The 25,168-nt window shown below is 73.4% G+C and carries 7 protein-coding genes; 4 read left to right on the forward strand and 3 right to left on the reverse strand.

Annotation, left to right across the window (positions count from 1 at the left end; all coding sequences use genetic code 11):
• Window positions 1-103: 103 nt before the first annotated feature.
• Window positions 104-670, forward strand: a complete 567-nt coding sequence (locus ENSA5_RS28145) for a hypothetical protein (RefSeq protein WP_106394805.1) — start codon at window positions 104-106, stop codon at window positions 668-670.
• 252 nt (window positions 671-922) lie between these two features.
• Window positions 923-1,294 (forward strand): hypothetical protein, encoded by a 372-nt coding sequence (locus ENSA5_RS28150; protein ID WP_106394806.1) that lies wholly within the window; start codon window positions 923-925, stop codon window positions 1,292-1,294.
• Between the two features lie 17 nt (window positions 1,295-1,311).
• Here ENSA5_RS28150 and ENSA5_RS28155 read toward each other — a convergent pair whose 3' ends face one another.
• Both ENSA5_RS28155 and ENSA5_RS28160 read right to left on the reverse strand, forming a co-directional pair.
• Window positions 1,312-1,839, reverse strand: coding sequence for a DUF2269 family protein (locus ENSA5_RS28155; RefSeq protein WP_181198231.1), 528 nt, complete (start codon window positions 1,837-1,839; stop codon window positions 1,312-1,314).
• Between the two features lie 7 nt (window positions 1,840-1,846).
• Window positions 1,847-2,449 (reverse strand): DUF4166 domain-containing protein, encoded by a 603-nt coding sequence (locus ENSA5_RS28160; RefSeq protein WP_181198232.1) that lies wholly within the window; start codon window positions 2,447-2,449, stop codon window positions 1,847-1,849.
• A gap of 325 nt (window positions 2,450-2,774) precedes the next feature.
• Here ENSA5_RS28160 and ENSA5_RS28165 point away from each other — a divergent pair, with 325 nt between their 5' ends.
• Complete coding sequence (locus ENSA5_RS28165) at window positions 2,775-21,959, forward strand: tetratricopeptide repeat protein (protein ID WP_106394809.1); 19,185 nt, start codon at window positions 2,775-2,777, stop codon at window positions 21,957-21,959.
• A gap of 77 nt (window positions 21,960-22,036) precedes the next feature.
• Complete coding sequence (locus tag ENSA5_RS28170; protein WP_106394810.1) at window positions 22,037-23,590, forward strand: hypothetical protein; 1,554 nt, start codon at window positions 22,037-22,039, stop codon at window positions 23,588-23,590.
• 307 nt (window positions 23,591-23,897) lie between these two features.
• Here ENSA5_RS28170 and ENSA5_RS28175 read toward each other — a convergent pair whose 3' ends face one another.
• Window positions 23,898-24,947, reverse strand: a complete 1,050-nt coding sequence (locus tag ENSA5_RS28175) for a transposase (RefSeq protein WP_106394811.1) — start codon at window positions 24,945-24,947, stop codon at window positions 23,898-23,900.
• Between the last annotated feature and the right edge of the window lie 221 nt (window positions 24,948-25,168).

A 25,168-nucleotide genomic window follows, 5' to 3' on the forward strand; every position in this document is an offset into this window, starting at 1 on the left:
TTTTCGCCGAGGGCGCGAAGCCAAAACGCCGCTGTACCGGGCGTACTGCAAGTTTTGGCGACAAAGCCCTCGGCGAAAAGGCCAAGCGAGGCGGCGCGAGGCATTGCACCCCGGGCTGCTAGGCCCGCCCCCCACGGCCGCGCTCGGGCCCGCGAAGCCCGCCGCCAACACGGCGCTCGCAACCACTCGAGCCCAGGAGCCCGTCCGGTCGAGCACGCGGCGCAGCGACTTCGTGCGCTCGGTCCAGCGCCTGGTCCTGCCGCCCGGGCGCGACGCCGCCTGGGTCGCGCGCGAGTACATGCGCTGGCTGCCCCAGGCGCTGGGTCCGATCTTGCGGGTCGAGACCGCGGGCGAGCGCAGCTGCATTTACGCTTGGCCCCTCGCCGCCCCCTTGCTCGAGCTGACCCTCGCGCCCGCGCGCTCGAGCCCCGACCGCCAGCTGCTCTACGTGACCGGCGGAAGTCTGGCCGACATCGAGGCCAGCGCGCGCCCGCGGCTCGAATTTCGGGTCGTCGCCGGCGGTGAGACCCTGCTCGCGGCGATCCACGACTTCGCCCCGCGCTTGCCGTGGCCGATCTACATCCTGACCCAGGCCCGGGCCCACCTGTGGGTCATGCGACGCTTCGGTCGACACCTCGCGCAGATGGCCGGGCTGCCCGCGGCCGCCTGAGCACCTGATCCCGCGCCGACCGCCGCCCCGCGCTCGGACCACTCGACGGCGCGCGATCGTCCGCGGTTTTTTACGTTGAAGCGTCGGCACGACACCTACGTGGGCGACGGTGTCATACATGAATCACCACAATCGCCGGACGCTTGCCACGCGGGCGAGCGCGGCAACCCCTCCAATTGGGCGCGAGCTGGCTTGGAACGCGTAAAACGTCGATAGTTTGTGGCGCATCACAAATCGAACCACACCTCATGCATGACCGCTGAGGAGTTCGCCAATCTACGACCCGACGACTTGGTCGAGTGCGCGGGTGTCGAGCGTCGGGTGTTGCAAAACCGTGGGCATGTCGTGAGCCTGACTGACAAGGAGGGGGTGTTGAAGGTCCGCCGCGAGCACGCTGACCGCATCTGTCTGCTCGGTCACGGCGGCGCCGACGCCCGCTCGGCGTGGGACGCGGTCGCCGCCCACCTGAGCCTCGTCAACCTCGTCCGCGCGCGCATCGGCCAGCGCCCCCTCGACCGACACTCGGGCTACACGCCGGCCGACATCAAAGCCGACGCGGAATTTTACGCGATGACCCAAAGCTGGGCCCGGCAGCGCGCGCGCGAACTCGGCGTGGGTGACTGAGCGAGCCTCGCAGGCTGCTAGCAGCCCGGGGACGAGGTCTTCCCCCAGGGCTTGAAGATCGACGCATAGAGCACAAAACCGAGGATGACCAGCTGGACGCTGCCGAGGACGGTCACCTCGCGCTCGACGGTCTGGTAGCGCGGCAGCTCGCGCGCAGCCCAGCCGTGGGTGCGGGCGAGCGCCTCGGTCTCGTTGATCCACGGACCGAGCAGCCCGGCGCCGACGCACAGCAGCGCCACCGTGATGCACAGCTTGACGGCGACCCACCAGTAGCGAAAGAAGCCCCACGGCGTCTTCCACGACAAGAGGATGCCCGACAGCGCAGACACCCCGCAGCTGGCGATGATCACGAAGTCGTCGATCAACTTGACGCACAGACAAAATGCATGGAGCTCGGCCGCGTTGGTCGGCGACCGGCCTTTGGCGAATGTCAAGATCATCATCGCCAGAGCCGAGCCCAGCCACAGACTCGACGAGAGCACGTGAACCCACAGCGTCCACTTGCGCGCGGTCTTGCTGAATAGCGTGGGCTGTCGTGCAGACATGTTCATCTCAATGGTCCAAGTGGTCCAAATGGTCCAAGTAGTCTAAATGGTCCAAATCGTCTGGCGGTTCGGCGATCATCGTACCGGAGTACTCGACCACGACGCCGACAAGCGGGAGCGCGACGCTCACGTGCAGCTCCCAGGCGTCAGCGGGTGTCGACGCGCCGACCAGGGCGCGAGCGCAGACCCGCGGCGCCAGCACCCGCGGCACGGGGAGCCCCAGCAGCGTACAGCGGCGCTGCTCGAACACCATGCCCTCGGCGTCGGCGTGGAGCTCGAAGTGGAGGCGCGAGGGCCCGACGGCCTCGACCAGATCGGGGCCGACCCGCCACTGACGCGTGACCATCGGTTGACCGGCGAAGGACCGCATCCAGACCTCGCGGTCGCGCTCGACCGCGACCGCGAGCACGACCGCCACGCCCTCGCCGGGCGCGGGCGCACGCATCAGCCACGCGGCGAGGCGCGCGAGCAGGCCGCGGCCCCGCGAGACCCGGACCGTGCCCCTCGCCTCGCCGCCCGCGGGCCGGCCATGAAAGTGACGCAGCGTCGCGGGCAGCGCCGCGAAGCCCTCGCCGAGGACCGCCTCGTAGAGCGTCGGACGCGGGGCCACCGGGGTCAGTCCTCGTGTTCGGGGAAGCTGCCGACGTCGACCCGCGCCCCGGCGGACCCCGTGAACGTGTAGACGCCCAAGCGCATCGGCGGAGACTAGCAGCCCGGGGTGCTAGCGCGCCGGGCCGTGCGCGGTCTCCCAGGCGCAGATCAGGCTCGCACGGTTCACCCGTCCAGTCCCACACACGAAAGGCTCGAGCGCCGGTCGAGGGGGACGCGGCTTGTCGCTATACTCTGCGCTCCAAATCACGCCCCGCGCAGCCGAGCTCGCCGCACTGGAGACCGCCTGGTCGCGCGGCGCGAGGCGAGCCTCGCGAGCCCCTCACATGACCAGCGACGACCCGCCCGCGACCGAGCCGGACGAACGCCCCGAGCACACGGACGGCGGCGGCTCCAACGCGGGCGCCGGCCCCGGCGTCGGCAACGTGCTCGGGTTTTCGTTGCTGTTTCGCGAACGCCGCGCCCTGCTCGCGCTCAACCGTCGGAGCCTCGCGCCGGGCGTGCGCCTGCGCGAGTACGAGGCGGTGCTCCCTGGCGTCCGCTTCCCGCTGCGGGGGCCGCTGACCGCGACCAAGTTTCGCAAGCATCGCGCGCGCTTGGTCGGGGCCACGCTCACCGTCGAAGATCGGGCCCTGCGCCCGTGGCTGCGCGAGCGCCTGATCGGGCAGGAGCTGCTCGGCGTGCGCGTCGACGAGGTCGAGCTCGAGCTGCGCCGCGAGCTGCCCGAGGCCGAGCTGCCCCGGCCGTGCCTGATGCTCGGCGGCGAGACCTCCGAGGGCGGTCAGGCCTGGCTGCTGGTCGCGTTCGACATCGAGCCGGTCCACCGCCTCCTGGTCCTGCGCCCGTGTCGGCTGTGGCTGGTCGGGCAGCTGCCGGAGCGCCTCCACGACGGGCGCAGCTTCTCGCGCCAGGCGCCGTACTCGGGCGAGGACGCGTCGATCGACCGCGAAGGTCGCGACGCGTCGGCCCGGAGGCTGTGGCGAGCGATCGCGCGGCGGCTCGCGGCCGGGGTCCATGGTGGCGTGCGGACCGGTGTCGGGGTCGGCGAGGGCGGAGCGCTGACCATCGACGCCGCGCGCGTGGCCATGACCCGCCCCTTCGCCAGCGTCGGCTGGAAGGCCCCCAACCTCGAGGGCTGCGCGATCGAGTCCCTCGCGCTGAGCCGCCGCGGCGTCACGATCGAGCTGCGCGGGCCCTTGACCGAGGCCGAAGCTGGCGAAGAGGGCGAGCTCGGCGAGGGCGCGAGCACCCCGAGCGCGGAGCCGCCGGCCAGCGAGGCGGCGGCCCAGGCCGTGGCCCCGGTCGACGGCGAGCCGGGGCTGCTCGACGAGGCGATCGGCCGCGGGCTCGACCAGGCCCGCGACCTGCTCCGGGCCAGCCGCGTGAAAGGCGGCGAGATCGGCCCGGCGCTCGAGCGGCTGGCCGCGCTGAGCCGCGAGCTCCACGAGTTCCCCGCCGCCCACCTCGCCCTGGTCCGCTGGCGGGTCGCGCTCTCGCGCTTCCTCGATCGCGACCTGTGCCTCGCGGCCGTGCGCGAATGGCTGGATCTCCAACCGAGCGCGGCCGAGCCCCGGCGCCTGGTCACGAGCTTGCTCGCGGCCGAGGGTCGCGCCCAGGACCTGGCCCGGCTGCTCGCGGCCGAGTGTCGCCAGCCCCACCCGCCGCTGGCCCAGGCTCGGCTCGAGCTCGCGGTCGCGAGCTTGTTGATCGACCACCTCGACGATCCGCGCAGCGCCCTCGCCCTCGTCGGGCCTCTCAGCCAGCGCTTGCGTGAGCAGGTCCTGTCCTTGGACCCGGGGCCCGAGCGCAGCGAGGCTGTCGGGGCTCCGGCCCGAGACTTCAGCGCGAGGACGACCGAGCTCGGCCGCGATCGCCGAGCCGAGCCCCGCCGCGGAGGCCCCAGCCGCGGCGCGGCCTTCGAAGGCGCCGAGACCCTCGCGGGCCTCGAGGCGATCCTGCCCGAGGCCCTGGTCGTGCTCGCCCGGGCACGGGTCGCCGAGGTCGCCCGCGAGGGCCGCTCGCTGGCCACGGTCCCCCACGTGATCGAGGCGCTCGACGAGGCGCTCGCGGCGACCCCCAACCCCCGGCGCCGGGCCGATCTGCGCGCGCGCGTGGCCGAGAGCTTTGCCCGCTACGGCGCCGAGCACGGCGATGACCGCCGCGGTGACATCCAGGCCCTCGCGCTGCTCGAGGCCGCGATCGTCGACGACCCCGAGGATCTGCACCTCGTCGATCGTGCGATCGAGCTGGCCCTGCGAACCGACGCGCGCGCGACCGCGGCCGAGCTCCTGCGCGTGCGCCTGGCCGCGGCCGCGGCCGACGAGCGCGCGAGCCTGCGCAAGCGCCTGATCGCCGTGGCCGCGGAGCTCGACGACCGCGAGCACCTCGAGCTCGCCCGCCGCGAGCTCGCCCTCGCGCTCGAGCACGAGCCCGACAACGCCGTGCTCCTGCGCCGCGCGGCCGTGCTCGAGCGCAAGCTCGGCGACGCCCGGGCGGCCGCAGAATTCCTCGCCCGCTTGCTCGAGCTCGATGATCAGGGCGAGGTCACCCTCGACGACCGCGACCTCCTGGTCCTCGATCGCGCCCGGCTCCTGCGCCGCGCCGGTCAGATCGACGACGCCTGGGACAGCCTCCGGCCGGCGCTCGCGCGGATCCCCGAGCTCGCCGAGGCCGTGGCCGACGACGACCTCGCCCAGCGCTGGGTCCTCGACGTGCTCGAGCTCGCGCTCGACCTCTCGCCGCCAACCGATCGCCCGCGGATCCTCGACCTGTTGATCACCCACGCCCGCGGCCAACGCCGCGGCGAGGCCCTGGTCGAGCGCGCGGCCCAGGCCCTGCGCGTCGACGAGCGCCTCGCCGACCTGTGGGCGGCGATCGACGAGCTCGACCAACCTCAAAAGGTCCTCGCGCAGATCGAGCAGCTCCTCGACGATCGTGACTACGAGGGCCTCGCGCGCCTCGCCGAGGTCGCAACCCGCGAGCGCGAGCGCGCGACCGAGCTCCACGCCCGCGCGCGCCTCGGCTGCTCGCTGCTCGACCAGGGCGACCCCGACAACGCCGCCGGACAGCTCGAGCGCGCGCTCGAGCTCGCGCCCGAGCGCCTCGATCTGCGCCGGGCCCTCGCGAGCGCCTACGAGGGCAGCGGACGGATCGACGCCGCGGTCCCGCTGCTCGACGATGTCCTGCGCGGCGACCGTGAGGCGCCCCCCGACGAGCGCGCGCGCCTGACCCTGCGCCTGACCGCGCTCTTGCGCGAGCTCGACCAACCCCAGGCGGCCTCGGAGCTGCTGACCGAGTGCGAGCGCGAGCTGAGCCGGGTCGAGCCCGAGCGGGTCACCGAGGAGCTGCGCGAGGCCATCGCCGAGCAGTCCTTCGCGGTCCTGCGCGAGCTCGGCGAGGACGAGCGGGCGTTGAGCGTGGCCCTGGACCAGGCCGCGGCGCTGTGGTCCGAGGCCAGCGATCCCGCGACCGCCGAGCGGGCCGCCGCCGAGCGGCTCGGCGCATGGTTGGCCCGCGCCGCCCGGGTCCTCGACGAGGCCGGGGTCGAGGAGCTCGGCGAGCTCTCGCAGCAGCTCGCCGAGGCCACGTCCGACACCACGCCCCGGCCGCTCCCGCGCACGCGCGTCAGCCTGCTCGAGGCCGCCGTCGAGCTGCGCCCCGACGATCGCGAGCTCGCCGAGGGCCTCGAGCAGGTCTTGCGCGAGCTCGGCGACCACCTCGCGCTGGAGCTCCACCTGCGTCGGCAGATCGATCGCAACGTTGACCCCGACGTCCGCGCGGGCCTGCTCGAGCGGCTGATCGCCTCGCTCGAGACCCACCGGGTCCCGGGCCACGAGCGCGAGCTCGCCGAGCTCCTCGGCGATCTCCTGGTCCTGCGTCCCCAACACACGGCGGCGATGCTGACCCTCGGCCGGCTCCGCGCCGAGGCCGGTGAGCTGGCCGAGGCCCGCCAGCTGTGGGCCGTCGTCGGCGAGCGCCTCGCGCCCGACGACCGCCGCTTCTACGGCCCCGCCCTCGAGCTCGCCCGCGACGCCCTCGACACCGGCGAGCCCGACCAGGCCAAGGCCCTGGCCATGCGCGCGCGCGCGCTCGAGCCCGCGCTGCCCGAGCCCCTCACGCTGCTGAGCGCGATCGCCGATGAGCTCGACGACCCCGCCCTCGCGGCCGAGGCCCTCGCCGCCCGCCTGACCCTCGACGACGACGCCGACGACGACGCGCGCCTCGCCGACCTCGAACGCGCCGAGCTCGAGCTCGAGCGCGCCTCGGCCCTGGCCAAGCTGTTCGAACGCGACGCCAACGCCGAGGCGGCGGCCGCGGCCATCGCCCACTACGCCGCCGCCGAGCGGCTCGTGCCCGGCCGCGAGCGCCAGCAAGATCGCAGCTCGGCCGCGCGCAGGTGGCTGGCGCTGGCCGTGGCGCTCGACGATCTCGACCAGCAGGCCCAGGCCCGCGCGGTCCTGCGCGAGACGATCGGCGACGACCTCGAGATCGAGGAGCTCAGGGCCGAGATCGAGCTCCTCGACCGTCAGCTCGACCGCCCCCTCGCCGCGCTCGAGCGGCTCGAGTGGGCCCTGAGCCGACGCGACGCCGACCCCCAGCTGCTCGCGGCCTTCGGGCGCCTGCTCGCCGAGCGCGAGGACGAGCTCGAGCTCGGTCAGCGCGGACAGAGGATCCTGCGCAGCCTGATCAAGGAGCTCGAGCCCGGTCCAGCGCGCACGCGCGCGGCCGAGCAGCTCGTCGAGCTCGGCGAGCGCCTCGACGATCCGACCAGCGTCGCGTTCGCCCTCGATCAGCTCGACGCCGTCCGCGTCGAGCGAGGCGAGCTCGCAGCCCTGCGCGAGTGGGCGATCCGCAAGCTCGGGCGGGTCCAGGAAGAGATCGGCAGCGTCGAGTCGCGCCTCGCGAGCGGCGGGCTCCCGCCCGAGCGGCGCGCGGCCCTCGTAGAGCGCCTGCTCGCGCTCCACGACGGCGAGCTCCAGCGCACCGCGGCGCGGCTGCTCGAGCTCGCCGAGCAGGCCGAGCGCGAGGTCGCGGCCGCGCTCGCCGACGCGGCGGTCGGGCTGCTCGAGCCGCCGCTGCGCGACGACGAGGCCCGTGGGGAGCGAGAGCTGCTGGAGCTCGGGATCTCGGCCCTGCGCAGCCTCGCGCGCCACGCCAACCCCGAGCGCGTGGTCGAGCGCTGGCCGCTGGTCGAGCTCGCCGTGCTCGAGGGCGTGGACGCCGGCGCCGGGCTGCGGCCCCTCGCCAACCTCGTCGAGCTCGCGACGACGACCAACCACCCCACGCTCGGCGAGCGGGCCGACACCTTGTTGGCCGAGCAGCTGCCCGATCACCCCGACGACCCTCGCTTGATGCGGGGGGTCTGGGCGCGCAGCTCCGGCGAGGTCTTGCTCCGCGAGGGTGAGCAGGGCCGGGCCACGATCGTCGCGCTCGCGGCCGCGTGGCTCGAGGATCTCGTCGCGCGCCAGGGGCTCGACGCCGAGGTCGGCGCGACCATGCTCGACGCCCTCGCCTCGCTCGTCGTGACCGAGCTCGACGTCGACGCCGCGGCCGCGATGCTGCGCGAGCGAGCCCTGGCCCACATCGACGAGCGCGAGCGCTTCTTCGCGCTGATGGCCAAGCTCGAGGCCCGGCGGCGCTGGCCCGAGCTGCTGGTCTTGCTGTCGAAGGCGGCCGAGCTCGAGCGCCCGCCTGGCGCCGACCCCGAGGCCTGGCTCGCCCTCGCCGACGCGGCCGCCGTCGACGCCGACCTGCGCAGTGAGGTCCGCGCCCGCGAGCGCGCGGGCGAGCTGCTCGGACACGCCGCCGGGCTCTTCTCAGATCGCCAGGGCTCGAGCCGGAGCCAGGCCCCCCTCGCTTCGCCCCCGGCCGAGGTCGCCGGCGACGGGCTCTTGACCGCGCCGCCGACGAGCCGCGCGGACATCGACGAGCCCCTCGCCCGGCGGGCGCTGGCCGAGCTGCGTCGGGCGCTCGAGCTCGAGCCCGAGCCCGACCATGGGCTGCTGCGCTGGCGCCTCGGGCTCGCCCTCGCCCGCCTCGGCGACAACCGCGAGGCCTTCGACTGCCTCGTGGTCCTGTGGGAGCGCGAGCAGTGGTCCGCGGCCGGGGTCGAGCTCGGCGAGCTCGCGCTGCGCTGCGGCGAGCTGGCCAGCGAGCTCGGCGAGCACGAGCGCGCGGTCGAGCTCCTGACCGTCGCCCACACCCGCGCGGGCGACGACTGGCGCGAGTACGCGACCGAGGCGCTGTTCGCCGCGCAGCTCGAGTCGGGTGAGCACGAGGCCGCGGTCGCCCTGGCCAGCGCGCGCGCCTCGGAGCTGCAAGATCGGCAGTCGAGCGTGCGCTGGCTCCGACGCGCCGCGAAGCTCGCCGTGGGTCCGCGCAAGGTCGAGCTCCTGACCCGCGCCCGCGAGCTCGCGCCCGAAGACGAGGCCCTGATGGACGAGCTCGAGGCCGAGCTGCGCGCGCTCGGTCACCACGACGCGCTCGAGAGCCTCCTGCGTGAACGGATCGCGCGGTACATGGCCATCGCCGACGATGACGATGACGCTGGCGCTGGCGAGGGCGGCGACCTGAGCCCGGCGCTGCGCGAGGCGTGGACCGGGGCGATCGAGGCCCTGATCGGCCTGCTCCAGGCCAACCTCGGCGGCCAGCTCGGGCTCGGCGAGGGGCCCGAGCAGGGGCTCGGCGAGACCGTCGAGGACAGCGAGCGCTCGATGATTCGCGTCGACCCCCGGCGCGTGGCCGAGGTCATCGCGCTGTCCGAGGAACTCTTGGCCCTCGAGCCCGACCACGTCGAGGCGCTGATGACGGTCGCGGCCGAGCACCACCGACGGGGGCGCAGCGCCGAGGCCCTCGCGCTGTGGACCCGCGCCGAGCCCCAGCTCGCCGACGACGACCCGCGCCTGTTCGAGGTCGCCCTCCACCTCGCCGATCACCGCGCGTCCACCGGTGAGCACGGCCGAGCCTACGCCCTGCTCGAGCGCGCGCTGGCCCTCCAGCCCGACGACCTCGCCACCCTCGAGCGCCGCCACGAGCTCGCCTGCGCCCTCGACGATCCCGCGCGGGTCCTCCACGCGGCCACGGCCTTGCTCGAGCGCGGCGCGAGCGGTCGCCATCGTGATCGTGTCCAAGACCCCGGGGCCAGCCCCGACACCCCCGCCGCGCTCGGGGCCTCGGCCGTCAAAGACTCCCAAGACCTCGCCCGCCACCGCCAAGCCGAGCTCGAGGGCGACGTCGCCCGGGCCCAGGCCCTGCTCGACGCGCCAGCGGCCGCGATCGAGGCGATCGAGCGCGCCGTCAGCCTCGTCGACGAGCGCAGCGAGCTCCACCGCGAGCTCGTCCAGCGCTGGCTGACGCTGCTCGCCGAGTCCGAGTTCGACGACGACGATCCCCTCGCCGCCCAGCGCCGCGAGCTCGCGGCCCGAACCGAGCTTCGCCGCGCGCTCGGGGCCGAGCTCGATCGTGACCTCGCCCTGCGCGAGCTCGATCTGCTCATCGGCCTCGGCGAGTGGGACGGCGCCGCCGAGCTGCTCGAGCGCCTGCTGATCGCCGAGCCGACGGCCGCGGACCTGCGCGCGCGCCTGCGTGAGCTCGACCCGAGCGCCGCCTCCGTCTCCGACGACCCCGAGCCCCGAGCCCCGGAGGCGATAGGCGAGCGCGGGCTCCGGAGCTTGCGCCACGTGGTCGACACCCTCGGCCCGGGCCCGGCCCGCGACCAGCTCGCGCGCGAGCTCGCGCTCGCGGGTCGCAACGCCGGGGCCGCGCGCACGACCCTCGACGCCCTCGATCGACTCTCGGGCCAGGCCGCGGCCGCGCCCGAGCTCCTCGATCTGCGGGTGTGGGCGCTGCGCAAGCTCGATCGAATCGAAGACGAGCTCGGCGAGCTCGACGCGCTCCTGGCCGCGGCCGGCCACGACCCGGAGGCTGACCAGGTCGTCCTCGATCGCCTCCGCCGGGCGCTCGAGCACGACGCGGCGGGCTGCGCCACGCGCCTGATCGAGCTCGCGGGCGAGGAGCCCCGCGAGGCCGGGCCGACCCCGCCCACCCGCGTGTGGTTGCTCGGCGCCGCGCTCGAGCTCATCCACGAGCACGCGCCCGAGCGCGTGGCGCTCGGCGTCCGAGCGCTCAGCCCCCTGCTCGAGCTCGTCAGCGATCCGCAGCTGCTCGTCGAGCTCGACCCCGACGAGGAGTCCGCTCGGCGGCGAATCGGCGCGGTCCGCCGCAGCTGGCAGCAGCTCGCCGCCGCCGCCCTGGCCCACGCCGGCCGCGATCGCCGAGCCCTCGAGCTGATCATCGAGCTGATCGCCGTGGCCGACCGCGCGGCCGCGTCGGCGCTGCCGGGCTTCTCCGAGCTCGGCGAGATGCTCCTCGATCGCGCGACCGTCGACTTCCCCGATCACGGACCTCTCCACGCGCTCTCGCGCGAGCGCAGCGGCGGCGATCCGGGCGCCGCGCTCGAGCGAGTCGAGCGTCTCGCCGACACCCACCACATGGACCCGCGCGGGCGCGCGCGCCTCTACCTCGGGCTCGCGGCGACCCTGTCCGACGATCCCGGCGATCTCGGCAGCGGCGACTCGGGCGTGTACCTCACGACCGGCGTCGGCCAGTCTCCGCGCACGCCTCGGCGCAAATTCCTGCGTGACCTCGCGGGCTACCACGCCGTCGAGTCGGCGATCTACGCCCCCCTGCGCGAGGCCCTGCGCAAGCTCGGAGCCTTCACCGAGCTCCTCGCCCTGCTCGCCGCCGTCGACGCCGACGCCGACCAGTGGCTGGAGCTGGCCGAGGACGCCGGCGCCGGTCAGGACTTCGCGGCCGAGGCCGCGGCCCGGCGACAGGCCGGCCTCGCGCTGTTCGAGCGGGTCTTGGCCGAGGAGCGCGAGGGCGGCGGTCTGGCCGCGAGCGCGTTCGAGCGCGCCTGCGTCCAGCTCGGCGCCGCGCTCGAGCTCGAACCTGACGACCCGGCCACGCAGTACCACTACGGCCGCGCGCTCGAGCGCAGCGGCGACAACCAGGCCGCGTTCGCCCAGCTCGTACCGCTGGTCCAAGGCGATCTCCACCGCCGCGCCCGGGTCGAGCTCGGGCCGCTCGCCCGCCGCTGCGGGCTCCTGGCCCTCGACATCGGCGAGCGCGAGCAGGCCGCCGAGCTCCTGCGCCTGGCCTACGACTCGCTGACCAAGCTCCGCACCCGCGTCGCCGTCGCCGAGCACCTGTTCGAGCTGCTCTCGGCCCTCGATGAGGACTCGGACGCAACCACCAAGTGGAGCGCGCAGGCCTCGACCCTCGCGCGCGAGGTCGCCGAGCTGATCGAGGCCGAGCGCGCGAGCGCGTCGGCATCCGACGACCCCGCCCGGGCTGCGAAGCTCGCCCCCCTGCCCTGGCTCGAGCGCGCCGCCCGACTGGCCGACGACGAGACCGAGCGCGCGCGCCTCTACGCCCGCGCCCACGAGCTCGACCCCGACGACGGACGCCTCGCCGACCTCTACGAGAGCAGCCTCAGGACGCTCGAGCGCGACGACGAGCTCGAGCAGCTCCTGCGCCAACGAATTGCGACCGGGCTGCGCAGCGGCGACCGAGCCCGGACCGTCGCCCAGCTCGAGCGCCTGCTCGCGCTGCTCGACGCGCCCGAGCTCGACGACGCGACCCTCCCCCTCGCCACGCCCCCTGAGCCCAGCGCCGACGCCCGCGAGGCGATCCGAGATCGAGCCGAGCTGCTCGAGCAGCTCCTGCGCCTGGCCCCGGACCGCCTCGAGGCGCGCCTCGAGCTCGCGTCTTTGCGCATCGTCGAGGGCGATCGCGAGGCCGCCGCCGTCCACTGGCGCGCGCTGGCCGGGCGTCTCCCGGTTGACGATCGCCGCTTCCTCGCCCCAGCCCGCGCGCTCGCACGCCACGCGATCGACACCGGTGAGCTCGACCAGGCCCGCGCCTGGCTCGAGCGATCGCTGACGATCGAGCCCGGCGATCGCCAGAGCCTCGAGCAGCTCCTGGAGGTTGGCCGCGGCCTCGACCTGCCCGAGCTGGTGTTGTCGACCAGCGCGACCTTGCTCGCCGGCCTCGGCTCGGCCTCCGACGCCAACGGGGCCGCGCCCGGGCCAAGCCCGGAGGCTGCGGACCCGGCGACCGCCCGCAGCCGCGCGGCGCTGCTGCGCGAGCGCGCCCGGGCCTACGAGCGGCTCGATCGGCGCGACGCCGCGCTCGCGGAGATCCGCGCGGCCGCGGCGGTCAGCGAGCCCGGCTCCGAAGATCACATCGAGACCGCGCGCCAGTGGCTTCGCCTCGCGACCCGCGACGCCAGCCGCGTGCTCCTGCGCGAGGACGAGGTCAAGCTCCAGGCCGAGATCGAGGCCGAGGCCCGAGCCCAGCTGCGCCTCGCGCTCGGCGAGCGGCTGCCCGCGCGCGCCTACTCGGCCGAGGCCGAGCTGCTCGCGGACCGGCTCGAGCGGCGCGGTCCAGCGATCGATCTGCTCCTCACCGGCTTGCGCCACCACCCCGAAGACGCCGACCTGCTCGCGGCCTTCGAGGAGCTGTGCGCGATCGCGGGCGAGCAGCCTCGCTTCGTCCGCTCCCTCGCCGAGCTCCTCGCCGGGGTCGCGCCCGACGACGAGCTCACCCGCGTGCGCCTCGGTGAGAAGCTCGCCCGCGCGGCCCGGGCGATCGACGACCCCCGGGCCTGCCTCGGCGCGCTCGAGTCACTCCCGGGCGAGGTCTCCGAGCGACCCGAGCTGCTGGAGCTGCGCGACTGGGCCGTGCGCGGGCTCGGCGGCGTCGAGGACGAGCTCGCGCGCCTCGATCAGCGGGTCCTGGCCCTCGCCCCTGGCAGCGCGCCCGAGCGCCTCCAGGCCCTGGTCACGCGAATGCTGCGTCTGCTCGGCGACGCGGGCGAGCCCTGCGCGACGCGGCTGCTGGCCCTCGCCGAGCGCGACGACACCGAGCCGGAGCTCGCCCGATCCCTCGCGCGCACGGCCCTGCGCGTCGCTCGCGAGTACGCGCCCGAGCGCCTCGGCGTCGCGCTCGCGGCCCTGCGCGCGACCCTCGAGCGCGACGCGGTCAAGGCCGTCGCGGCCTGGTGGCCGGGCGTCGAGACCCTGGCCCTCGACGCCCGCGAGCTCGCGGCGATCATCGAGCTGCTTCAGATCGCAATCTCGGCCGAGCGCGACGGCGGCGTGGCCTACGGCAACCGGGCCGACCGCCTGTCCGCGGCCGCGGCCCGGATCGCGCCCGGCGACCCCGACCTCCACGCGCAGCTGCTTCGTCGGGCCAAGCTCGCCGCCCTCGGCCTCGTCGCCGAGCCCCGCGACGCCAGCGACTCGAGCGACGCCGAGCCGTCCACCCGGCCCGACCCCGCCCTCGACCCGAGGACCCCCGAGCAGGTCGACGCGATCCTCGACCGCCTGTTTACGAGCCTCGACGCCCTCGCGCGCGACCTCGACCTCGCCGGTGCCGCGCTGGCCGAGCTGTGGTCGAGCGCCATGACCCTCGTCGAGGTCGAGCTCGTCGGCGCCCACGCCCCAGACCTCCCGGCGCGCGTGGCCTCGGCCCTGCGCGAGCGGGTCGAGGCCCAGGTCGACGCGCCCGAGACCTACGCCGCCCTGCTCTCGCTCCTGCGCGAGCGGGCGTGCTGGGCCGACGTCGTCGATCTGCTGCTGTGGGCCGACGAGCGTCACCACGACCTCGAGCTCGACACCCTCGCCGAGCTCGCCGACGAGGCCGGCGCCGCGGGCGACGAGGTCACGCGTCGGCGCGCCCGCATCGAGCTCGGCGTGCGCCGGGCCAACGCCCTCGACTTTCAGGCCGCGGCCGAGTCCTTCGCCGACGCGCTCGAGGTCGCGGGCGACGGCTGGCTGCGCGACGTCCTCCAGTACCGCCTGGGCGAGATGCTCGCTCGCGCCGGGCGCCCCGACGCCGCCCTCGAGCAGCTCTTGCCCCTCGTCAACCGCCCGCAGCTCGACGGCCTCATGAACGTGATCGCCGAGCACCTCGGCGTCGATCAGCGGGCCTGGAACCAGCGCCTCGACGAGGTCGCGCTCGCGCGCCGCTGCGCCGAGCTGCTCGTCAGCGTCGGCTCGCGGGCCCGGGCGGCCGAGCTCTTCGGCCGCGCGTTCGCGTCGAGCGGCGGCGAGGATCCCCGCCGGATCGAGATCGCCGAGCTCCGCTTCGAGGTCCTCGTCAAGCTCGGCGAGTCCGAGGCCGCGACCGAGCTCGCCGCGACCGTCGCCGCCGAGTCGCGCGAGCAGCCCGAGCGCCGCGTCGCGTGGCTCCTGCGGATCGCCGCCCACGGCGACGAGCGGCGCAAGATCGAGGCCCTCACCGACGCCCACGCCCTGCGCCCGAGCGACGAGCTCGCCGCCCGGCTCGAGCGCGCGCTCGAGACCTTCGGCGAGGACGAGCGGCTCGAGGCCCTGCTGCGCGCCCGCATCGAGCAGACCCGCATCGCCCTCGCCAGTCAGCACGCCAACGCGAGCATGCGAGCCCAGGCCCGCGAGCGCGGCGCCGAGGCCCTGCGCAAGCTGATCGATCTGCGCCGCGCGAGGCCAGACGGCGCGCTCGATCCCTCGCTCCTCCCGCTGTGGACCGAGCTGCTCGAGTTCGTGCCCGACGACGTCGACGCGATGCTCGAGCTCGGGGCCGCCCACGCCCGCGACGGTCGAGTCGAGCCTGCGACCGAGCTGTGGCGCCGCGCGGGCGAGCTGCTAGCGAACGAGGACGATCGCTTCTTCGTCCCGGCCCTCGGCCTGACCCGCGCCGCGCTCGCCAACGCCGAATTCGACGAGGCCCGCGCGCTCCTCGACCGCGCCCTGACCACGCGCCCCGGCGATCACGACGCGCTCGAGCTCCAGCGCGAGCTCGCCGTCGCGAGCGACGATCCCGAGCTGCTCGTCGCCGCGATCGAGGCCCTGATCGATCAGCCCCAGCGCAGCGACGAGCGCGCGCAGCTCGAGCTCGACGCCGCCCGGGCCCGGGCGCAGCTGGCCACCCGCCGCGGAACCGACGCCGGCCCCGAGCCCGAGTCCCTCGCCGCCGCCGTGGCCAGCTTCGAGCGCGCCGCCGGCGACGTCGCGCCGGGCTCCGCCCTCCACCGCGAGATCACGCGATCGTGGCTCGCCGTGGTCGCGACGGACTCCGGCGAGCTGATCGGGACCGACGGCGTCAGCGAACAGCAGCGCTACTCGCCCCAGCAGCGCGAGGCCCTGACGATCGCCCGCGAGCGCGAGGCCAGGGCCCGCGCCGAGCTCCGCGCCGCTCACGGCAGCGAGCTCGCGCCCGGCGACCTCCGGACCGAGGCCAGCTTGCTCGCGCTCGGCCTCGGCCGCGTCGACGAGGGCTTGAGCCTGGTCGAGACCGCGCTGCTCGCCGACCCCGACCAGCCGCTGCTCCTGTCTGCGTTCAAGGATCTGTGCCTCGCGACCGGCGCGCAGGCCCGCTACGCCGACGCCCTCGACGCCGCGATCGCTGCGCTCTCGAGCGACGGGCACGCCAGCGAGACCCGCGATCGCCTCGCGACCGAGCTCGCGTTCACGGCCGTCGAGCTCGAAGACGCGCCCCGCCTCCTGACCCAGCTCGAGCACATGTCGCCCGAGCGCGCGAGCTCGCCCGAGCTGCTCGATCTGCGCGAGTGGGCGATCCGCAAGCTCGGTCGGGTCGAGGACGAGCTGAGCGAGATCGACGAGGAGCTGCTCGCGAGCGCCTCGGACGAGGACACCGCCGTGCTCGTCGAGCGCCTCCTGCGGATGCTCGATCAGGATCACGACGACACCGGCCGCCGCCTCGTCATGCTCGCCGCGCGGGCCGAGCCGGCCGTGGCCACGCGCCTGCGTGACGCGACCTTGGAGCTGGCTCGCAGCGCCACGCCCAGCTACTTCGACATCCCCCTCGGCGCCCTCGAGCAGCTCCTCGCCGAGCACGAGCCCGGTCAGCCGCCGCCCGCGGCCGTGTCCGAGCACTGGCCGGCGATCGAGAAGCTCGCGCTCGAGCGCGATGATCCCGGGCTCCTCGCCATGCTCCTCGACCTCGGCCACCGCGCCGTCGAGCTCGGGGCGACCGACCTCGCCCGCCGGGTCGAGGACCTCCGCGATCTCTCGCTGACCCGCCACCCCGAGAGCGCCGAGCTCCACGCGCTGATCCTCGGGCCGCTCGAGGCCGAGCTCGCCAGGCTCGAGCCCGAGGCCCGGCTCGCCCGCGCCGACGCGGCCGTCAACGAGCTCGCCGAGCGCCTCCAGCCCGACGCCCGCGAGCGCGCGCTGTTGTGGGTCGGCTTCGCCAAGCTCTTCGATCGGCGCGAGGGGGCCGCGCTGCTCAGCCGCCGCGCGCGGCTCGAGCTCAGCCACAACACCGAATTTTTGGTCCTGCTCGGCGCGCTCGAGGAGAACAACCACTGGACCCGCGCGCTCGAGCTGCTCGAGTACCGGGTCGCCCGCGACGACGACCCCAACCGCCAGGTCGCCGACCTCAAGCACCTCGCGCACCTGTGCGCCGACATCCTCGGTGATCCCGACGCGGCGATCGGCCACCTCGAGCGCGCCCTCGACCACGCGCCCGAAGATCCCGATCTGATGCTGCCGCTGCTCGACCACTACTACGCCCAGCCCCAGCTCGATCGCGCGATCGAGCTGAGCTCGCGGGTGCTCGAGCACGTCCCGATGGGCGCGGTCGCGTTCGCGGCCCTCGGCCACCGAGCCGCCGACGCGGCCCTCGCGACCGGTGGCCACGCCCTGGCCGAGAAGCTCCTGCGCAAGATCCTGACCCGGGCGCCCGACGACGCCCGGACCCGCGACCGCCTCCGCGAGCTCGAGCAGCTCGCCGACGACCCCGAGCACCGCGCGCGCATGCTGGCCGCGATCGCCAACCGCACCGCCGGCAGCGCCCGCGTCGAGGCCCTCGAGGAGCGCGCGCGCCTGCTCATCGATCCGCTCGGGCGGCTCGAGGAGGCGATCGCCGATCTCGAGGCCGTGACCGAGGAGGCCCCCGGCCGCCACGCCGCGGTCACGACCCTCGCCGATCTCTACGAGCAGCGTCAGCGCTGGCAGCCGCTGGTCAACCTGCTCGAGCGCGAGTACCCGCGCCGCCAGGGCCTCGAGCGGGTCATGACCCTCGAGCGCATCGCGCTGATCCTCGGCGAGCGCCTCGACGAGCCCTCGCGGGCCGAGAAGGCCCTGCGCCTCGCGCTCGAGAACCTCGACAGCCTCGGCATCGATCGCCTCGCGACCCAGCTCGACGGACACGCGCAGCTCCGCGCCGAGCTCACGGTCTTCACCCACGCGATCAGCCCCGATCGCGACCTCGACGATGACCTCGACGACGACGACGATGGCGGCGACGACGGCGACGATGACGACGACGGCGACGACGCCCAGGCGCTCATCGATCGCTACATGCGACCCGACGCCGAGACCCGCGCCGACGACGAGCCGCGCGCCGAGATGGCGCCGCTCGACGAGCGCGTGAGCCTCGATCAGGCTCGCCACGCCTGGTCGCGCCTCGCCGACCGCCTCCACCTTCAGATCGTCGCCTGCCTCGAGCAGCAGGGCCGCTTCTCCGAGCTCATCGCCCACCTCGAGCACGAGCTGCGCGCCGAGCTCGAGGGCGACGCGGACCCCCGCGAGCGCTTCCCGAGCGCGCCGCTGGCCGCGAACCCCCGCCTCACCCTGATCAAGCGCCTCGCCCGGGCCCTGCGCGACCACGTTGACGACGGCCAGCGCTCGGCCGCGGTCTACGTCCGCCTCGAGCAGCTCGACGCGCTGCCCGACGACGGCCTCGCGACCTTGGCCCGCTGGTACCGCGGTCAGCAGCGCTACGACGACCTGGTTCGGATCTTGACCGTGCGCTCGCGCAAGCTCGCGCAGCTCGGCGACTGGGACCGCAAGTCCGAGGCCGACTACCGCATCGGCGAGCTGCTCGAGGGCCCGCTGCGGCGGCCCCACGAGGCCGCGCGCTTCTTCCTCGACGCCTACCTCGCCAACCCGATCGACAACCCCGCCGCCGGCGCCCGGGCCCGGGTCCTGCTCGGCGGCACCGACTCGGTCGTCAACGTCCGCAACCGCCTGCTCATGCGCCTCCCCGATCTGCGCGAGGACTACAAGCCGGCGCTCTTGACCTTGCTCGCGGATCTGCTCTCGCCCCACGACGATCACGAGGCCGAGGCCGAGCGTCGCTACCGTGAGGCGCTGTCGATCGACGCCGAGCTGGCCGGCTCGCTCGAGGGCCTCGGCCGGCTGCTCTCGCGCCAGGGCCGGCTCGAGGACGCGATCGAGCCGCTGACCCGGGCCGCCCAGAGCCCCGACATCCCCGACGAGCGGGCGGCCGACGACGCCGCCGCGGCCGCGCGCGCGCTGATCGAGCTCGAGCGCGGCGACGAGGCCGAGGCCGTGCTCAAGCGCGCGCTCGAGCGCGCGCCCGAGTCCCAGCGCGCGCTGCTCGAGCTCGCCCGGCTCTACGATCGCCTCGACCGCAAGCTCGACGAGGCCATGGTCCTCGAGCGCCTCGCCGGCTTGCCGCTGTCGAGCATGCTTCGGGCCGAGGTCGGCTATCGCCAGGCGATGCTGCTCGCCGGCGAGTTTCGCGACGACCCGATGTCCGAGGCCGGCGAGAAGGCCCGCGCGCTGCTGCTCGAGGCCGTCGGCGCCGACGCCATGCACGCTCAGGCCCGCCAGACCCTGCTCGAGCTCGCCAGCGCCCGCAGCGAGTGGTCGATCGTCGCGCACATGCACTTCCTCGCGATCCGCGAGCTGCCCCCGGGCCCGCGCCGGGCCCTGACCCACCTCGATCTGGCCGAGACCTACCTCGATCGACTCAGCGACGCGCAGAGCTCGGTCCGCAACCTCGGCGCCGCGCTCCAGCAGGCCCCGAGCGACCTCGTCGTGGCCAAGCGGGCCAGCGCGCTCGCGGCCCGGCTCCCCGAGCCCGGCGAGGTCGCCGCGCGGCTCGAGCAGTTCGCGCGCGCGACCGGGCGGCCCGAGCTCGGCGAGGTCTTCGACGACGACGGGCGCGCGCGCCTGCTGACGGTTGCGAGCGAGCTCCACCTGCGCAACGACACCCTCGAGCCGGCCGAGGCCGCGGCCCGAGCCGCGACCGAGCTGCCCAATTTGAGCGAGGAGCTGCGCAAGCTCGTCGAGCGCACGCTCGCGCAGATCGTCCAGATCGATCAGGGCGAGTTTGATCTTCGCAAGCGTCGCAAGTCGCTCAACGTCAAGCTCGACGCCTGCGACGATCCGATCGAGCGCCTCGCCCTGTTCTCGCGCCTGCGCGAGACGGCCCGGGCGCTCGAGGACCGCGCCGACTTCGAAGAGACCACCCGCCGCCAGCTCGAGCTCGCCCACGCGCTCGTCGACGGCGCGGCCGGGCCGGCCAAGGACGCCGCGCTCGAGGCCCTGCGCGACGTGTTCGCCGAGTCCGGCGACTACGCCAAGGTCGTGCGCCTCTACGAGGATCTCGCCGGTCGGACCGCCGACGCGAGCGAGGCCGCGGGGCTCCTGACCTCGGCCGCGCGCTTCGCCTGGTCGGGCCTGCGCGATCCCAGGCTCGCCGTTGCGATCGTCCGCCGGGCCCTCGATCGGGCCCCGACCCACGCGCCCGCGACCGACCTCCTCGGCGAGATCGCCGGGGCCTCCGACGAGCACGAGGTCGACGTCACGATCTGCGACGAGCTCTCGCAGCTCGCCCCGCGCCAGCGCCCGCCGCTGCTGACCCTGCGCCTGGCCGAGGCCGCGCTGCGGCTCGAGCGACGCGAGCAGGCCCAGGCCGTCCTGCGTCAGCTGCTCGCCGGCGAGGCCTCGGTCGAGCTCCGCCTCCAGGCCCTCAGCTTGCTCGACGGCCTGCTCGACAACGCCGGCCGGACTCACGATCGGATCCCCCTGCTCGAGGAGCGGCTCGAGCTCAGCCGCCGCCACTGGCCCGACCGCGCCGCCGACGTGGCCCTCGAGCTCGCCCGGGCGCAGCGGGCCGTCGGCAACCTCCAAGACGCGCGCGCGACCTGTCGGACCGCGCTGCTCGACAAGGCCTCGGATCAGCCCCTGACCAAGCTCTACGCCGAGCTGCTCGAGCAGGCCGAGGACTGGCCCGCGCTGGCCCGCGCGCTCGAGCAGCTCGCCAATTTGACGATCGAGACCCGCGAGCAGGCCCACTGGCTGACCCGCGCCGCCCAGGTCCACCTCGATCACGGCGCCGACGGGCGCGAGTCCCTCGCCGCCGCCCGGCGCCTGCTCGAGCGCGCGCGCGCGGTCTCGAGCGAGAGCACCGAGGCCCGCGCCGTGCTCATGCCGCTCGCGTTTCACCAGGGCGACTGGGAGCGCGTGCTCGAGCTCGCGATCGAGCTGCGGGCGATGGCCGGCGACGAGCACGAGGCGCTGATCTACGCGGCCCTGACCGAGGCCTTCGCCCGCGGCAAGCGGACCCTCGCCCGCTCGATCGCCGACCGCCACCCGCGCCCGGTCCGTCAGCGGATCTTGTGGCCGGTCTGCGCCCGGATGCTCGAGATCATCGCGACCGAGGGCCCGCTCCCGCGCCTCGACGCCCTGCTCGCGGCCGCGGCCGCGCTGTGTGGTGGGACCGAGGAGCTCCTCGACGAGCTCGGGGCCTGGGCCGCCGGCCAGCCGCTGCAGGCCGGCCTCGCCCTCGGCCTCGCCCGGCTCAACGAGGCCTTCCGGCGCATGGAGCTCGCGCGTCACCTCTATCAGATCGCCGCGTTCATGGCCCCGTCCGGGCCGGTCCCGGTCCTGACCACCCGCCTGCCCCGAACCGAGCTGCCCAAGTCGCCGACCCAGGAGGACAGCTGGGTCCCGCTCGAGTGGCGCGGGGCCCTGCGCGAGGTGCTGCAGCAGCTGCGTGAGCCGCTCGCCGGCGTCCGCGGGCAGCTCGGCAACTCGCGACCGCCGCGAACGCCCAAGGAGCGCCTCGCGGTCCGCCACGCCGATCGCATCGTCAACCCGTGGCGCACGGCCCTGGGCGTCGATCTAGCGATCGCCGTGGCCGAGCAGAACGTCCCCGCGGGCATTGGTCTGCGCAACAACTCCAAGCCGACGATCATCGTCAACGAGAAGCTCGTCGACGTGCCCGAGGCCGAGCGGACCTATCGCCTCGCCTACGCCGCGGCCGCGCTCGCGACCGGCGTGGCGATCGTGTTCGACGATGACCCGATCGGGCTGCCCGACATCCTCGACGCGCTGACCAGCCTGGTCCGGCCTCGCCACGAGCCGACGACCGACGTGGCCCGGGGCCTCATCGATACCCTGGCCGCGCGAGGGCTGACGGCCTCGAAGCTCGACGTTGATCTGCGCCGCGCCCTCGCGCGGGAGCTCGACCACTGGCGCAGCGCGCCATCGAAGCTCGAGCGGGTCCTGCATCGGGCCTGCATGCTGATCGCCGCCCGGCTGTCGGGGACGATCGACGGCGCCCTGTCGGCGATGGCGCGCGATCGGGGGCTGCTGACCGAGGTCGGGCGCCCCGGTGACCCGGCTGTGCTCGAGACCCCCGATGCCGCGTGGTTGCTGCGCGCGCTGGGGATCTTTGGCGGCCAGATGTAGGCGTTGCTGGCTCTAGCGTGGCCATGACAAGCTCTGCTCGGAGCGCTGCCATGACTCGAACATCTTCGTCAATCGCATTGACTGCTGGCCTCGCGCTGCTCGGCTGCGCCGACGACCCCGGTGAGGGCGAGACCCTCGCCGCGACCGACAGCGGCACGAGCGGAGACGAAGATCCGACCGACTCCGACACCGAGACCGGGGGCGAGACCGGGGGCGAGGAGCTCGAGACCGCGGTCGTGACCCATCGCTTCGGCGAGTACACGCTCGCGCCCTACGAGGAGGCCCTGCCCTGCGTGCAGTGGACCCTGGACAACGAGGACGCGATCTACGCCCAGGCCGTGACCCTCAGCAACCTCGGGTATTTTCACCACTCGAACTGGTTTGTGGTGCCCGACAACCTGTTCGCGGGTGAGGACGGGTACTTTGATTGTGCCGATCGCAACTTCACGGAGATCGGCGGCGCGTCGGTCGGGACCGTGGTCTTCGCCCAGTCGACGCAGTCTTTTGTCGAGGAGCAGCGCACCGGGGCGGGGGCGGTGATCAAGATCCCGCCGGGCTACAAGGTCATTGGTAGCGCCCACATGCTCAACGTTGGGCCCGCCGAGATCACGACCGACCTGTTCATGAGCCTCGAGCTGATCCACCCGCGCGACGTCGAGATCGTGCTCTCGCCCTTTCGCTTGACCTACTACGACCTCGACATCCCAGCGAACGCGCGCAGCCGCTTTACTGGGGTGTGTGACAACTTTGCGGCCGACTATGAGGCCGTGGCGGGCGTGCCCTTCAACATGAAGCTGCACTACACGCTGCCGCATTATCACTACCTTGGCGACTTTTTTGATCTGACCTTGTCTGGGGGCGCGCTCGATGGGATGAGCGCGCACTCGCTCGATGGGTTCAACGGGGAGGCGAACGGGAAGACCTTTGATCCGCCGCTCGACTTGAGCGGGATCGACGGGCTGCGCTTCACCTGCGGGTTTGACAACTGGCGCGACGTCAACGTTGGGTGGGGGATCGGCGATCAAGAGATGTGCGTGATGCTGGGGCTGGCGGAGAGCGACATCCTGATGGACATTACGGTCAATGGGGGGACGGTGGCCGTGGGGGAGAGTGACGGGGTCTTGGAGTATGAGGGGAGCTGTGACTTCTTTGGTATTCCGAAGAGTATCGAGCAGACCTTGCCTACGCAGGCGGAGCGGGAGGGGCCGTTTCGTGTGCCCGAGAGCGGGGATGAAGGGGTGCCGCCGGTTCCGGAGTGCGTGGACCATGATGATTCGGTGGCGCCGGAGATGGCGCCTACGCTGGACAATGTGGCGGCGGTGGTGTTTGAGGCTTCTTGTACGTTTAGCTCCTGTCATGGGACGGCGGGGCAGGCTGCGGGGTTGAATTTGCAGGCTCCTAATTTGCTGGGGGAATTGTTGGATCATGAGGTTGTGGGGAATCCGGGGATGGCGTTGGTGGAGCCGGGGGAGCCTGGGGGGTCGTGGTTGTATCAGGTCATGGCTCGGTGTGAGCCGATGACTGGGGATGGGTATGGGGCGAGTCATATGCCTCGTAATGCGCCGGTGTTGCTGAGTGATGAGGCGGTGGCGCTGGTGCGGGAGTGGATCGCCGGTGGGGCGATGCCCTGACGGCGGCGGATGCCCCGCCCGAAGGTCATGCAGCGGAGGCGGGGGGATGCCCCGCCCGAAGGTCATGCAGGCGCGCCAAGGGCGCTGAGAAGCGGGGATGCCCCGCCCGAAGGTCATGCAGGCGCGCCAAGAGCGCTTGACGGGCAACGCCGACTTTTGCGGCAGACCGGCGGCCCAGTCGATCGAGGCAACCCTCGCCTACCACCGAATTCGTCGAGGAATTGCCCCCCCCTCGCCCCACTCCCCTCGTCCAACCAGCACCAACGGACGGGTCGCCATGCCCGCCCAACTCTACCGCTACCACCACTCAACAACAGAGGCTGGCGGCGCACTGCGCCGCATATCGACGGCACATCAACCAAGTACCAAAAGGAAACACAACGTCTCGCTCTCCCCCGAGCCAACGTTGCCTCGCTTCCGCATGCGCTTCCTCGAACACCTTCTTGCGCTGAAGCGCTGCGATGCGTTTCCACTTGTCCGTCGAGGACACGGTCGGCCGTACGCCGAACAGGTCCTCCGCTCCCGGCATCGCAGCCCAGTGCTGCGCCCGGACGACCCGCATCTTGAGGATCTTCTTCCCCGCTCGCTGCCGAACGCGCTCGAGGTCGTTCTCCCGGGCGGTGACCCGCTCGAGCACGAGGTCGCGCAGCTCGTCGTCGCTCAACTCGGGCCGGACTTTCGGCCGCACGAGTCGAAGCGTTGCGGTCTTGGGAATCTTGCTGCGGTCACGTTTCGAGGGCGTTCGTGCGTCCCGGCGCTTCCGCTTCTTCGCGCTCTTCTTCGATGATTTTTTCTTCTGCCCCCAGATCCCGTACTCTGGTTTACGCACAACGAGCTCATCGCCATACCGCATCCCAACTGTCGTCACACCTTTCCAGTGCCGCGCCTTGAGCACCAGATCGCTGGAACACGGGTTCGTGAGGGTATAGACCGCGTGTTCGAGCACTTTTTTGGGGTCTTGAGGCTCGACGAGGCCGTAGCCCTTCTCGATGTTCGTCCCTGAGATCCCCCGGAGGGCGTTCAGCGCGCGCGACGCCAAGGAGTTGAGGTGTTCCATGAAGTCGGGGATGCACTTGGTGTGCGCCGTCATCAACACGTGGAAGTGGTTGCTCATGTACACGACCTCGTGGATGGAGACGTCGAATTTCGTGGAGGTGTACGCGAGGACGAACAGGAGCGTCTGCGTGACCTTTTCTGTCGGCACGAAGCGAAAGCTCCGGCCTACGGCACGGCACGTGATGAAGACGGTCTGCTCCTCGTGGATGCATCGCGGCGGGGTCACGGGTGGGTTCTCGGCCGCCCCCACGGAGCTTTGCAGTTTTCTTTGCGGCAGAATTATGCCGCGTCCGAAGGTCATGTCGCGGGCCCCGTGCCGCGCCCGAAGGTCGTGTCGGGCCCCGTGCCGCGCCCGAAGGTCGTGTCGCGGGGTCCGTGCCGCGCCCGAAGGTCGTGTCACATCCAGTTCGCGTCGGGGCGCGCCTCGGAGCGCGGCAGAAGCGCAACACAACGCCAAATGACACGCCGCCCAACCGACGCCCGTGCCCGGGAGCCCGCTAAACGACGCCCTCCCCCATCCCC

This window comes from Enhygromyxa salina (genome assembly GCF_002994615.1).
Lineage (GTDB): Bacteria > Myxococcota_A > Polyangia > Nannocystales > Nannocystaceae > Plesiocystis > Plesiocystis salina_A.